The sequence below is a fragment of the Halomonas salipaludis genome, from assembly GCF_002286975.1.
Classification (GTDB): Bacteria; Pseudomonadota; Gammaproteobacteria; order Pseudomonadales; family Halomonadaceae; genus Franzmannia; species Franzmannia salipaludis.
This window is the reverse complement of record NZ_NSKB01000017.1, coordinates 1-13465: the sequence shown is the minus strand read 5'-3', so window position 1 is coordinate 13465 and position 13465 is coordinate 1. Positions and strand designations below refer to the sequence as shown.

The following is a 13465-nucleotide window of genomic DNA, read 5'->3' as shown; positions in this document are numbered from 1 at the left end:
GATGAAGCCCCTCGACTTGGAGGCTGGCATGCCGCACCGGAACAGGCAAAGGACTTGGTTCCAAGCTTAAACGAATCCCAACCTACCGACTACGCTTGCGCGAGCCGCAGCAAGGCAGTGCCGAATGTCGGATAGCTCGCTGCTGGCTACTAAGTTCAATCCTTGAACTAATGTAGCATTGCGGCTCCTCCCACCGGTGTCCACTCTGCGCTTAGTAAATAGATAAAACTAAGTGGAGAGGATATGAACAATGATGCGGCGCGTTACCCCAACCTCGAGCAGCAGGTGGTCTTCATTACCGGAGGGGGGAGCGGCATTGGGGCCGCGTTGACCCGAGCTTTTCATCTGCAGGGGGCTAAGGTTGCGTTCGTTGACATCGATGATGCCGCCAGTCAGGCGCTGGCGGAGTCGCTGAAGGCCGAAACAGGTCGGATGCCACACTATCGTCGCTGCGACATCCGCGACGTTGAAGCGCTGCAGGCAGCAATCGCCGAGGTTGGGCGCGCGCTGGGGCCGATTCACACTTTGGTCAACAACGCCGCCAACGACGATCGCCATCGCTGGGATGAGGTCGATGTCGCCTATTGGGACGAGCGCATGGCGCTCAACCTGCGGCCAATGTTCTTCGCCGCTCAGGCCGCGGCCCATCAGATGATCAAGATCGGAGGGGGCTCAATCATCAACTTCGGTTCGATCAGCGTGCAAATGGCTATCGGCGATCTCTCCGCCTACATGACCGCCAAGGCGGCGGCATGCGGTCTGACGCGTAGCTTGGCGCGTGATCTTGGGAAGCACAATATTCGCGTCAATACGCTGGTGCCCGGCTCGATCATGACCGAGCGCCAATTGGAGAAGTGGATCGGCCCCGAGGAGGAGGCGTCGATTCAGGCACGCCAGTCCCTGAAGATGCGCTTAGTGCCAGAACATGTAGCGCCTTTGGCGCTGTTCCTGGCCAGTCAGGAAAGCCAGGCCATTTCCGGCCAGGAAATCGCCGTCGACGGAGGCTGGGGGTAATCCCCAAGGGCAAGTTGGTTCGTGCATAGATAATAAAAGAGACGTACGCCACGTATCTAACAATACAACAAGGAGTTCGCCATGAAACGTTACGATAGCCACGCATACACACCCGCTGCCAAGCGTTGGTTAACGGTAGCCGTTGCGGTCGCTGCAGCGCTGAGTTCCAGCATCGCCGTGGCGGATACGACCGTGCGCTTGCTGAGGGTCGAGATCAGCGACGTAGAGAAGCAGTACTACGCCGATATCGCCGCCGAGTACGAGGCACAGAACCCGGGCGTCAATGTGGTCTTCGAGTACATCGCCAACGAGGCCTACAAGACGCGCCTGCCAACTCTGTTGCAGTCCCGTCAGCGCCCCGACATCTTCTACAGCTGGGGCGGCGAAGGGCTACGCGACCAGGTCGAGGCCGGCTTCGTGCGCGATCTCACCGAGGAGATGCAGGACGGTTGGCAGGATATATATCCCGAATCGGCCGTGCGTGCCTTCATGCTCGACGATCGCGTCTATGGCGCGCCGCTCTACGCCACGGTAGTCGGTTTCTGGGCCAATACCGCGCTGACCGAGCAGGCCGGGGTCGACATCGAGGCCATCGAGGCCTGGGAGGATCTGGAGCAGGCCGTGGTCGCCCTGCGGGAAAGCGGTATCACGCCCGCGGTGGTGGGCGGCCAGGACGGCTGGCCGATGCACTTCTACTGGGGCTACCTAGCCACGCGGCTGGCTGGGGGCGAGGGCATCGAGGCGGCCAAACAGGGTGGAAACGGCGGCTTTGAAGGCGAGCCTTTCGTACGCGCCGGTGAGTTGCTGCAGTCGTTTGTTGAACTCGATCCCTTCCAGTCAGGCTTCATGGCCACTTCCTACGAGCGTGCCAGCGGCATGTTCGGTGACGGCGAGGCGGCTCTGCACCTGATGGGCGACTGGGACTATATCCCTTCGAAAGAGCGTTCCATGAGCGGCGAGGGCGTGCCGGACGAAGACCTCGAGTTCATTCGTTTCCCGCGTGTTGAAGGTGGCGTCGGCAACGACGACAGCTTTGGGGGGATGAACGGTTTTGCCGTCACGCGCGATGCCTCCGATGAGGCGGTGGACTTCCTGCGCTTCCTGCTCAACGAGGAGAACCAGCGCGAGGCTGCGCGTCTCGGCATCTTCGTGCCGGTGGCTGAAGGCTCCGACGCTGAACTCGACACACCCTATGCACGCAAGGTGGCGGAGATTCTCAGCGAATCGAACTTCCATCAGGTGTTCCTCGACCAGGCGCTGGGTACGTCGGTCGGTGCCACGGTCAACGACATTAGCGGAGACCTGGTCCTGGGCGAGGTCACGCCCGAGGAGGCGGCTGCCCAGGTCGAAGAGGCCTGGATGTTCCGCTGAATCCATCGCATGCCCGGTGCAGCACTCTCGCTGTGCCGGGCCCTGTCCCCTGAATGGAAGCTGTCATGAGTACTCTGACCCGACCCGCCGTGCACAGGAGAAGCAACGCCGATCGTTTACGGCAGGGGCTGGCCAGCGGCAAATTTACCGCTGTGCTGATCCTGCTGCCGCCGGCGTTGATCCTGTTCTCGTTGTTCGTCGTCCTGCCGCTCGCCGATGCCGCCTACTACAGCGGCTTCTCGTGGAACGGTTACGGTTCGCCGACCGACTTCGTCGGCACCCAGAACTACGAGCGCCTGCTCGATCACTCGGTGTTCCATACTGCGCTTTGGAATACCGCCAAACTGATTCTCGTCTCGCTGATCATCCAGATGCCGTTGGCCCTGGGCCTGGCACTGCTGGTGTATCGCAAGACACCCACCAATACGCTGTTCCGGCTGGTGTTCTTTCTGCCCTACATCCTCGCCGAGGTAGCCGCCGGGCTGATCTGGAGCTTCGTCTTCGACGGCGACTACGGCATCACCGCCATGATGTTTCAGTCGCTGGGCCAGGAGTCGGTCTATGTACTGGCGGACCGTCAGTGGGCCTTTCCGGCGATCATGACGGTGATCGTATGGAAGTACTTCGGTTTCCACATGATGATCTACATCGCGGCGCTGCAGAGTGTGCCCAAGGACCTGATCGAGGCAGCCAAGCTGGAGGGGGCGAAGCCGCGCCAGGTGGCGCTGTTCGTGCAGATCCCGCTGATCAAGCATGCCATCGTGGTGAGCGGCTTCTTCGCCATCATCGGCTCGCTGCAGATCTTCGACATTATCATTCCGTTGACCAACGGTGGACCTTCCAACTCGACCCATACCATCGTCACCTATCTGTATACCTTCGGTCTGTCGCGGCTGAATATAGGCTTCGGAAGCGCTACTGCCGTGGTGCTGTTCGTGCTCGCTATCGGTATCGCGCTGTTCTATCAACGCGCCACGGCGAAGGGGGAGCGCACATGACTAGCGCCACGACCCGTAACACGCTGCGTGTGATCGTGCTGATCCTGGTGGCCAGCCTGGTCATCGGGCCACTGCTGGCCTCATTCTTCGGCGGTTTCAAGAGCAACGCCGAACTGCGTACCAATCCGCTGTGGTTGCCTGATGTCTGGAACCCTGAAAACTACGTTGCGATCTTCCTCGACGGAAGTTTCTGGCGCTATATGGGCAACTCGTTCCTGATCTCGTCGATGACGGTGCTATTGACCCTGATAGTGGGGGCTGCGGCGGCCTACGTGTTCTCGCAGATCCGTTTCTTCGGTTCGAAGATGATTCTCTCCTACTTGCTGCTGGGGCTGATGTTCCCCTTTGCCGCGGCGATCCTGCCGCTGTTTATCAAGGTGCGCGACCTGGGGTTGCTGGATACCTACTGGGCGGTGATCCTGCCGCAGACCGCCTTTGGTCTGTCGCTGGCGATCCTGCTGTTCAAGGCGTTCTTCGACCAGTTGCCCAAGGAGCTGTTCGAGGCTGCCTACGTCGACGGTTGCAGTTACCTGCGCTTCTTCTGGTCGTTCACCCTGCCGCTATCGACGCCGATACTGGCTACCGTCGGTGTGTTCGTCTTCGTGCAGAGCTGGAACAACTTCCTGCTGCCGCTGGTGGTGCTCAACGACCGCTCCATCTACACCTGGCCGCTCGGCATGATGCAGTTCCAGGGCGAGTATCTGACCCAGTGGAACATGATTCTGGCGTTCGTGACGTTGACCATTACGCCGGCAGTCATCTTCTTCCTCGCCGCCCAGAAATACATCGTGGCCGGCCTCACCGGCGGCTCCGTCAAGGGATGACAGCGATGACCGATACCCTCCGCAACCCGATACTCGCCGGTTTCAACCCCGATCCCTCGATCTGCCGGGTCGGCGAGGAGTACTACATCGCCACCTCCACCTTCGAGTGGTACCCGGGCGTGCAGATCCACCATTCGCGGGACCTGTCCAACTGGCGCCTGGTCTGTCGGCCGCTGGCCCGGGCGAACCAGCTCGACATGCGCGGCAACCCTGACTCCTGCGGCATTTGGGCGCCGTGCCTGTCATACGCCGACGGCCTGTTCTGGCTGATCTACACCGATATGAAGCGCTACGAGGGCAACTTCAAGGACGGCCACAATTACCTGGTCACCGCGCCCGCCATCGAGGGGCCCTGGAGCGATCCGGTATACCTCAATTCCAGTGGCTTCGACCCCTCTCTATTCCACGACGAGGACGGCCGCAAGTGGCTGGTCAATCTCAAGTGGGACTATCGCCAGCTCGCGGGTGGCGACCGCTTCGGCGGCATCCTGCTGCAGGAGTACGACGTCGAGCATCGCCGGCTGGTCGGCCCGATCCACAACGTCTTTGCCGGCACCGAGATGAAGCTCACCGAGGGGCCGCATCTCTACCAGCGTGACGGCTGGTACCACCTGCTGGTGGCCGAGGGCGGCACCGGCTACGACCACGCCGTGACCATGGCGCGCTCGCGCGAGATTACCGGCCCCTATGCGGTGCACCCGGACAACCCGGTGTTGACCACCCGCAACGATACGCAGAACCCGCTGCAGCGTGCCGGCCACGCCGACCTGGTCGACACACCGGAAGGCGAGACTTATATGGTGCACCTGTGTAGCCGGCCGTTGCCCGGCACGCGTCGCTCACCGCTGGGGCGGGAGACGGCCATCCAGAGGGTCGTGTGGAGTGAGGATGGCTGGCTGCGGCTGGCGCAGGGCGGCAATGCGCCAGCGCTGGAAATATCCATGCCCGGTGTGACGCAGCGGGTCCCGGCTACCGAGGAGCGCTATGGGTTCGAGCCCGGTGGGCTGCCGGCAGATTTTCAGTGGCTGCGCACGCCGCATCCCGAGCGTCTCTTCTCGCTGAATGAGCGGCCAGGTTATCTGCGCCTATACGGTCGCGAGTCGGTGGGCTCCTGGTTCGAACAGGCGCTGGTGGCACGGCGTCAGGACAGCTGGCACTGCAGCGCCGAGACCGAGCTCGAATTTGAACCAGATGACATCCAGCAGTTTGCCGGTCTGATCGCCTACTACAATCGATTCAAGTTCCACTACCTCGCCGTGACCTTGAACGATAGCGGCGACAAGGTGCTCAGCGTGATGAGTTGCCACGACGAGTGGCCCAGCGGGCAGCTCGATATCGCCGTGGCCGGCGTAGGGCTCGAGCCCGGCCGACCGGTGCATCTCGGCCTCGACATTGGCGAGGGCAAGCTGCAGTTCCGCTTCGCCCAGGGCGATACCGGCTGGCAGCCTGTCGGCCCATTGCTGAATGCCGGGTTGCTCTCGGACGAGGGGAGTGGCCGGGCGCATGGCTACTTCACCGGTAACTTCCTGGGCATGGCGGCCCACGACATCAGCGGGCGAGCCAGGCCGGCAGACTTCGCTGGGTTTTGCTATCTCCGTCACGCCTGAACCCGATTATTCGCGCACCGATAGATACAACAAGCGCCAAGATGAGAGCACGCTATGGCTGAAGTAACCCTGGTCGACATCGAAAAGACCTTCCGTGGCAAGACCACGGTGATCCCCAATCTCAACCTGCATATCGAAGACGGCTCCTTCACCGTCTTGGTGGGGCCCTCCGGCTGCGGCAAGTCGACGCTGCTGCGCATGATCGCAGGGCTGGAAACCGTGACGCGCGGTGCCATCTCCATCGGTGGGCAAGACGTTACCATCGCCGAGCCCAGCGATCGCAACATCGCCATGGTGTTCCAGTCCTATGCGCTCTATCCGCATATGACGGTGGCCCGCAACATCGATTTTGGCATGCGCCTGGCCAAGGTGCCCGCCGAGGAGCGCCGCGCCAAGGTGGCCGAGGCGGCGCGCCTGCTCAACCTCGAGGAGCTGCTCGAGCGCAAGCCGGCCGAGCTCTCCGGTGGCCAGCGTCAGCGGGTGGCCATCGGCCGTGCCATCGTGCGCAACCCCGGCGTGTTCCTGTTCGACGAGCCGCTCTCCAACCTCGACGCGGCGCTGCGCAACCGCATGCGCGTGGAGCTCGCCGAGCTGCACCAGCGCCTCGACGCCACCATGGTCTACGTCACTCACGATCAGGTCGAGGCGATGACCCTGGCCGACTGCATCGTGGTGATGAACGCCGGGCGAATCGAGCAGATAGGCACGCCCATGGCGCTCTACCAGCGCCCCGAGACACTGTTCGTGGCTGGCTTCATCGGCTCTCCCAGGATGAATCTGATCGAGGGCGAGGTGGCCAAGGCCTATGGTGCCGCCACGCTCGGCATTCGCCCCGAGCACCTCGAGATGAGCCGCGAGGCGGGGGAGTGGCAGACCCGGGTGAGGGTGGTCGAGATGCTCGGCGCCGACGCCTTTGCCTATGTCGACAGCGAGGCCACCGGCGCGCTGATTGTGCGCCTTCCCGGCGATGCGGCAGTGCGCAGCGGCGACGTGCTCTACCTGACGCCCCGCCACGAGCTGCTGCATGGCTTCGATGCCGACGGCCAGCGCCTGGCGGATGAAGCCTTGACCCGGTCCCAGGTCAGTATCGCCTGAGCCGTGAGCGAGCGAAACGTCATGATCATCACTCTCGACAACGGAACCCTGCGACTCACGGTGAACCCCGACGTTGGCGGCGCCGTGGTGCGCTTCGACAGGCTGACCGAGCACGGCCCAGAGCCTGTGATGCGCCCCGGCAGCGAAGACGAAAGTGACCCCAACCGGCTGGCCATGTACCCGCTGGTGCCGTGGTCCAATCGCATCGGTGGGGGTGGCTTCGCGTGGCGCGGGCAGTTCAACTCGCTTGAGCCTAACCTGCCCGGCGAGGCGCTGCCCATTCACGGTGACGGCTGGCAGCGTGCCTGGCAGGTGGTGGAGCAAGACGATGTGCAACTGCGGCTCGGCCTGCGCTCTTCACACCAGCCACCTTTCGACTACCGGGCGGAGCTGAGCTACTGCCTCGAGGCCAATGCTCTCGAGGTGAGGCTTGCCATTACCCACCTGGGAGACACGCCTGCTCTCTACGGGTTGGGTCTGCACCCCTGGTTCCCGCGCAGTGCCGAGGTACGGCTCGAAGCGAGCGCCGAGGGCGTTTGGGAGGTCGATAGCGCTCAGCTACCCACCGAGTGGCGGAGGCTGGACGCTGCAGACCCATGGAATTTCGTGCTCCCGGCGCCGCTGCCCTCGGACAGGATCGACAATCTCTTTAGCGGCTGGGGCGGTAGGGCGGTGTTGCGCTGGCCGGAGCGTGGCATGGCACTCGGGGTGTACGCCAACACCTCACGCTATCTGCTCTTCTCGCCGGGATCAGAGGCCGATTTCTTCTGCTTTGAACCGGTTTCCCACGATGTCGACGCCTATCACTTCGACGACCCGCAACGCCACGGCCTGGTCGAGCTGGGGAAAGGGGAGCGCCACCTGATGTGCTGTCGCTTCTGCCTGGCCGGGCAGTAAATTCACCCGTTACGCAAAGGAGTTCTACACGGCCCAAGCTTCGACCACTTAGTTCAAAGTTATTACCAACAATAAGCAGTATCGACGCGATTCTTCGCAAGGAGCACAACAATGAAAACGCCGCATCACGCTACGCTAACCCTGTCCCGCCTGGGGCTGATCGGGGTCGGCTGCCTCGCTTTCAGCATCGCCCAGGCCCAGGAGGACTTTACCTCTGCCATCGATTTCACCGGTTATGCCAGGTCCGGCGTCGGCAATACCGCAGGTGGCGGCGACCAGGCCTGCTTCCGTGCCAGCGGCGCGGGGGCCAAGTACCGCCTGGGCAACGAGTGCGAGACCTATGCCGAGTTGGGCTTGGGCGCCACGCTTTTTGAGGAGGGCGACAGGTCGTTCTACTTCAACAGCATGGTGGGTTATTTCACCAACCAGCTGAACGACTCCGAGGATACCGAGGTTTCCCTGCGGCAGTTGTACGTGCAGGGCAACAACGTGGTCGACGCCTTGCCTGGCGCCAGCCTGTGGGCGGGCAAGCGCTTCTACCGCCGCCACGACGTACACATCAACGACTTCTTCTACTGGGACTCCACCGGCCCCGGTGGCGGCATCGAGGACATCGATGTGGGCACCGGCAAGCTGCACCTGGCCTGGATGCGTGCCACGGGTACCGACGATACCGAGTACCCCGATGCCGACAACCGTATCTCCAACGACACCCTGGATATTCGCTGGTCCGATATCCCCGTCAATCCCGATGGCTCGCTGGTGCTGGGCTATAACTATGGCCGCGCTCAGCTGAGCGATGCCCAGAGTCGCTATTACGACGATAGCGAGGCCAAAAGGGGCCATATGTTCACTGTCCAGCACGAGCAGAGCAACTGGTTCGGCGGCACTAACAAGTTGGCGCTGCAGTACGCCACCGATGGCATCATCAATGCTGGCACCGGTCAGGGGCGAATGAATGCTGATGTCTCACCGGAGGTGCCCGGCGGTGAGATGTGGCGTGTGGTTAACCACGGCAATGTTTGGCTTGCCCCCGACAAGGTTGATCTCTTATACGCCGCGATCTACGAAGAAAAGAATTTCGACGACGACTCTGGAGCGACCTGGATCTCTGCCGGAGTGCGCCCCTCTTACTACTGGACGGAAAACCTGAGCACCGCCCTTGAGCTTGGTCACGACTATGTTGAGCCAGAAAACGGTGACGACAGCCGCCGCTTGACCAAGGCGACGCTGGCCCAGCAGTGGTCAGCAGGGCTAGGCGGCCTTGCGCGGCCGGTCATCCGCGTCTTTGCCACCTATGCGGACTGGAACGGAGACGCCCTACAGGCAGATCGCACCAGTCGCTCAATTGACGCGGGAGCGGCGGGAGATGCGATCAGCATCGACGACAACGACGGCCTCACCTTTGGCATGCAGATGGATGTGTGGTGGTAAATCGACATCGTAAGCCTTTTATCGCACTGGTTCATCGTTTTGGCGTCCGCTGGCGGGCGCCCTTTTTAAAGGAGGTCGGATATGTCCAACCGCCATCCGCTTAGTCAATCCAGCTATATCTTCATCATCTGTTGTATTGCTGCCCTCGGTGGCTTTCTGTTCGGTTTTGATAGCGGCGTCATCAACGGTACCGTCGATGGCCTGCAGGCCGCCTTCGACTCCGACAGTGCTGGCACCGGTTTTAACGTCGCCTCGATGCTGCTCGGCTGCGCCATCGGCGCCTTTTTCGCCGGGCGCCTGGCGGACCGCTTTGGCCGCCGTACCCTGCTGATCGTGGCGGCCATCTTCTTTCTGATCAGTGCCTGGGGCTCAGGCATCTCCGGTAGTTCCATGGAGTTCGTGATCTACCGTGTGCTGGGCGGCATGGCGGTAGGCGCCGCCAGCGTGATGACCCCGGCCTATATCAGCGAGGTGGCGCCTGCCGCCTATCGCGGTCGGCTGGCGACCATTCAACAGGTGGCGATCATCTCGGGGCTGTTCGTGGCTTTCCTCAGCAACTATGTGCTGGCACAGGTATCGGGGTCGGCCATGACCGAGCTATGGCTGGGCTTCGCCACCTGGCGCTGGATGTTCTGGATTGAGTTGTTGCCAGCGACGGTATTCCTGGTGGCGCTGCTGTTTATCCCGGAAAGTCCACGCTATCTAATCAGCAGCGGCCGACATCATGACGCTCGGCGGGTGCTGGGCCTGGTGATGCCCGAGCACCAGGTTGGCACCAAGCTGGATGAGATCAGCGCCACCCTGGCCCAGGATCACAAGCCCCGGTTAAGCGACGTCCTCAACAGGGCCACCGGCAAGGTGCACGGCATCGTCTGGGTAGGTATCGGCCTGGCGGTGTTCCAGCAGTTGGTCGGCATCAACGTGGTGTTCTACTACGGTGCGGTGCTGTGGCAGTCAGTGGGCTTCTCCGAGGGGGATGCGTTGCTGATCAACGTGATCTCCGGTGCCGTCAGCATTGGCGCCTGCCTGGTCGCCATTGCGCTGATCGACAAGATCGGGCGTAAGCCACTGCTGTGGACGGGCTCGGTAGGTATGGCCATCACCCTGGTCTGCATGGCCTACGCCTTCTCTACCGCGTCCATGGTCGGTGGCAGCCTGCGTCTCAGCGATGATATGGGGACTGTCGCGCTGCTTGCCGCCAACGCCTATGTGTTCTTCTTCAACGTCTCCTGGGGCCCGGTCATGTGGGTCATGCTGGGCGAGATGTTCCCCAACCAGATGCGTGGTTCGGGTCTCGCCATTGCGGGGCTTTTCCAGTGGCTGGCTAACTTCGCTATCACCATGACCTTCCCCATCATGCTGGCCTCGATCGGCCTGGCTGGCGCCTATGGCCTGTATGCCTTTTGTGCCGTGGTATCGGTGTTCTTCGTGCTGCGTTTCGTCAACGAGACGCGGGGCAAAGAGCTCGAAGCGATGGCCTACGAATAAGGGCATCATATTTGTGCATTGGAGTGAGTCGACATGGTAGCGCTTTATAAAGACACAACGGCACCGCTCAACGAACGGGTGCGCGATTTGCTGGCACGCATGACGCGCCAGGAGAAGCTGGCCCAGATCCATGGCCTATGGCTGCTGCTGGATCCTGAGGGGCAGCATCGACTGCGCGAAGATGGCTTTGCTGGAACGTCGAGCGAGGGCTGGCAGAGCCGCCTCGCGCATGGGCTTGGCCAAATCACGCGGCCCCTGGGCTCCCATGGGGTCGATCCGCGGCAGGGCGTCCAGGCGCTGAATACCCTGCAACGCCACCTGGTAGAGAATACCCGCCTCGGTATTCCGGCGCTGCCTCACGAGGAGTGTCTTGTTGGCGTGATGTGCCGCGGCAGTACGCTGTTTCCGGGGCCGCTCAACCATGGCGCGACGTGGCAACCGGAGCTGGTAGAGGCCGTCGCCAGCGCCATCGGCAAGGAAGCCAGGAGCATCGGCTGCCGGCAAGGCTTGGCGCCGGTGCTGGATGTCTCGCGCGACGTGCGCTGGGGGCGTACCGAGGAGACGTTTGGCGAGGATCCTTATCTGGTCGGCGTCATGGGGACGCGCTATGTCCGCGGCCTGCAGGGCGAAGCGCGCGATATGCTGGCAACCCTGAAGCACTTCGTCGGCCACTCGTTCAGCGAAGGGGCGCGCAATCATGCCCCGGTTCGGGTGGGCGAGTGCGAGCTCCACGATATCTTCCTGCTGCCGTTCGAGATGGCGATCAAGCAGGCCAACGCCGCCAGCATTATGCCCGCCTACCACGACATCGATGGTCAGCCCGCGCATAGCGATCATCGGCTGCTGACACAACTGCTGCGTCAGCAGTGGGGCTTCGATGGACTGATCGTGGCCGACTATATCGGCGTGAGCTTGCTCTATCAGCATCATGGCACCGCTCGCGACGCCCAGGGCGCTGCCGGTCAGGCCTTTGGTGCGGGGCTCGATGTCGAGCTGCCGGGGGATGACTGTGTCGGCAAGCTAGACCCCGAGGATCGCGAGGCGCTGCCCGGTGCCACGCTGGATGCTATCGTCGCCCGGGTGCTGACCGAGAAGTTCCGGGTGGGGCTCTTCGAGCAGCCTTATGCGGACGCAGAGGCGATCGACTTTCAGCGACCGGAGACCCTTGAGCTCTCGCGTCAGGTGGCTCGCCAGTCGCTGGTACTGCTGGAGAACGATGGTGTGCTGCCCCTGGAGGAGGACCGCTATGGCAAGATCGCGGTGATTGGCCCAACTGCCGCTGACCCTTTGGCGCATCTCAGCGGCTACAGCTTCCCCGTCCACTCGCTGCATGAGGCGACTCAGGAGAGTGCAGCGCAAGTTGTTACCCCGCTGCAGGCGCTGCAGCAGCGCTATGCCGGTAAGATCTCCTATGCCAAGGGGTGCGATATTCTCGCCTCGCCGCGATCCGGCGGCGCGGTATTTCCGGGGGACGTTGAGGATAGCGCCTCGCTGCAGCTCGACTCCCCGCTTAGCGAGGATCGTTCGGGCATTGAGGAGGCCGTGGCTTGTGCCACCCAGGCCGATATCGCCCTGGTCTTCCTGGGTGATCTACCCGGCCTGTTCCAGAGCGGCACCGTAGGCGAAGGCTCAGACACGGATACCTTGGAGCTGCCCGGCGTGCAGCAGGCGCTGCTCTCGGCCGTTGTCGCTAGCGAGACGCCCGTCGTGGTCATCCTCTCGGGTGGCAGGCCATACTCCCTGGGGGGCCTGGAGGCTGAAGTCGCCGCTTTGCTGCTCTCCTTCAGCGGTGGCCAGGAGATCGGCAATGCCCTGGTCGATGTCCTCAGCGGTGAGGTGAATCCGTCGGGGCGGCTGCCCATCTCGGTGCCCAAGAGTGCCGGGGCCATGCCCTATTTCTACAACCACAAGTTCAAGAGTAGCGGAACGCCGATCTCGCGAAGCTTTGGGGCACGCTATCCCTTCGGTTATGGCCTTGGCTATAGTCGCTTCGCCTACCGCGGGTTAAGGATCGAGACGCCTGAGGTGGCGATCACCGGCGAGATTCTGGTTGAGGTGACCATCGAGAATGTCGGTCATTACGACGGCGAAGAAGTTGTCCAACTCTATGTACATGATCGTTTGGCCAAGCGAGTGCGTCCGGTCAAGGAGTTGAAGGCCTTCCGCAAGGTGGCGGTGCCGGCAGGTGCCGTCGCCAGCGTCAGGTTCACTGTCCCGGTCGATATGCTCAACTACACGGATCGCCCCTGGCAGCGCATCGTCGAGCCTGGTGAGTTCGATATTGCGGTTGGCCCCTCCAGCAGTGACCTGCCGCTCAAAGGGAGTATCCAGGTGTTGGGTAGCGACATACATGTCTTGCCCCAAGCATGGAAAATGGAAAGCACCTCCACGGTTGCTCATCAAACTAGAGGCTAGCGACATGAGAAGCGAAAGGATCACGCCGGAGCAGCTGCGCTCGCGCTACTGGTTCGATAACTCCGAGCACCCTGGCACCACGGCGCTGTGCATCGAGCGCTACCTCAACCAGGGCATTACCCTCGATGAGCTGGTGGGCGGCAAGCCGATCATCGGCATCTGCCAGTCGGGCTCCGATCTCACGCCGTGCAACCGCCACCACATCGAGCTGGTCAAGCGCGTCAAGGACGGCATCCGCGCCGCCGGCGGGGTGCCCTTCGAGTTCCCCCTGCACCCCATCCACGAGAACGTGCGCCGGCCCACCGCGGCGCTGGATCGCAAC

At 62.3% G+C, this 13465-nt stretch carries 11 protein-coding genes; all 11 read left to right on the top strand.

The window, feature by feature from the left end; translation table 11 throughout:
* Positions 1–243 precede the first annotated feature (243 nt).
* The gene (locus tag CK498_RS24680) at positions 244–1014 is read left to right on the top strand and encodes an SDR family NAD(P)-dependent oxidoreductase (RefSeq protein ID WP_095623504.1); all 771 of its coding nucleotides are present in this window, start codon (positions 244–246) and stop codon (positions 1012–1014) included.
* 81 nt (positions 1015–1095) lie between these two features.
* Positions 1096–2385, top strand: coding sequence for an ABC transporter substrate-binding protein (locus CK498_RS24675; protein ID WP_095623503.1), 1290 nt, complete (start codon positions 1096–1098; stop codon positions 2383–2385).
* Positions 2386–2450: 65 nt separating this feature from the next.
* A complete protein-coding gene (locus CK498_RS24670) occupies positions 2451–3383 on the top strand; it encodes a carbohydrate ABC transporter permease (RefSeq protein WP_095623502.1) in 933 nt (310 codons plus the stop codon).
* Complete coding sequence (locus CK498_RS24665) at positions 3380–4207, top strand: carbohydrate ABC transporter permease (RefSeq protein WP_095623501.1); 828 nt, start codon at positions 3380–3382, stop codon at positions 4205–4207. The genes CK498_RS24670 and CK498_RS24665 overlap by 4 nt, the downstream gene beginning before the upstream one ends.
* A 5-nt stretch (positions 4208–4212) precedes the next feature.
* On the top strand, positions 4213–5814 hold the full coding sequence (locus CK498_RS24660) for a glycoside hydrolase family 43 protein (protein WP_095623500.1): 1602 nt from the start codon (positions 4213–4215) through the stop codon (positions 5812–5814).
* 54 nt (positions 5815–5868) lie between these two features.
* Positions 5869–6909, top strand: coding sequence for an ABC transporter ATP-binding protein (locus CK498_RS24655; RefSeq protein ID WP_095623499.1), 1041 nt, complete (start codon positions 5869–5871; stop codon positions 6907–6909).
* A 21-nt stretch (positions 6910–6930) separates the two neighbouring features.
* Positions 6931–7806: an aldose 1-epimerase gene (locus tag CK498_RS24650; RefSeq protein WP_095623498.1), complete on the top strand. Its 876-nt coding sequence runs from the start codon at positions 6931–6933 to the stop codon at positions 7804–7806.
* Positions 7807–7917: 111 nt separating this feature from the next.
* The gene (gene lamB / locus CK498_RS24645; protein WP_095623497.1) at positions 7918–9240 is read left to right on the top strand and encodes a maltoporin; all 1323 of its coding nucleotides are present in this window, start codon (positions 7918–7920) and stop codon (positions 9238–9240) included.
* A gap of 81 nt (positions 9241–9321) precedes the next feature.
* On the top strand, positions 9322–10728 hold the full coding sequence (locus CK498_RS24640) for a sugar porter family MFS transporter (RefSeq protein WP_095623496.1): 1407 nt from the start codon (positions 9322–9324) through the stop codon (positions 10726–10728).
* Between the two features lie 33 nt (positions 10729–10761).
* A complete protein-coding gene (locus tag CK498_RS24635; protein WP_095623495.1) occupies positions 10762–13143 on the top strand; it encodes a glycoside hydrolase family 3 N-terminal domain-containing protein in 2382 nt (793 codons plus the stop codon).
* A gap of 4 nt (positions 13144–13147) precedes the next feature.
* A partial coding sequence (locus tag CK498_RS24630) for a dihydroxy-acid dehydratase domain-containing protein (RefSeq protein ID WP_176475903.1) occupies positions 13148–13465 on the top strand: 318 nt, incomplete at its 3' end.

Excerpts from the sequence above, each read along its gene's own strand:
- CK498_RS24680 (WP_095623504.1), top strand. The coding sequence starts at position 244 with ATGAACAATGATGCGGCGCGTTACCCCAACCTCGAGCAGCAGGTGGTC.
- CK498_RS24675 (WP_095623503.1), top strand. The coding sequence starts at position 1,096 with ATGAAACGTTACGATAGCCACGCATACACACCCGCTGCCAAGCGTTGG.
- CK498_RS24670 (WP_095623502.1), top strand. The coding sequence starts at position 2,451 with ATGAGTACTCTGACCCGACCCGCCGTGCACAGGAGAAGCAACGCCGAT.
- CK498_RS24665 (WP_095623501.1), top strand. The coding sequence starts at position 3,380 with ATGACTAGCGCCACGACCCGTAACACGCTGCGTGTGATCGTGCTGATC.
- CK498_RS24660 (WP_095623500.1), top strand. The coding sequence starts at position 4,213 with ATGACCGATACCCTCCGCAACCCGATACTCGCCGGTTTCAACCCCGAT.
- CK498_RS24655 (WP_095623499.1), top strand. The coding sequence starts at position 5,869 with ATGGCTGAAGTAACCCTGGTCGACATCGAAAAGACCTTCCGTGGCAAG.
- CK498_RS24650 (WP_095623498.1), top strand. The coding sequence starts at position 6,931 with ATGATCATCACTCTCGACAACGGAACCCTGCGACTCACGGTGAACCCC.
- lamB (WP_095623497.1), top strand. The coding sequence starts at position 7,918 with ATGAAAACGCCGCATCACGCTACGCTAACCCTGTCCCGCCTGGGGCTG.
- CK498_RS24640 (WP_095623496.1), top strand. The coding sequence starts at position 9,322 with ATGTCCAACCGCCATCCGCTTAGTCAATCCAGCTATATCTTCATCATC.
- CK498_RS24635 (WP_095623495.1), top strand. The coding sequence starts at position 10,762 with ATGGTAGCGCTTTATAAAGACACAACGGCACCGCTCAACGAACGGGTG.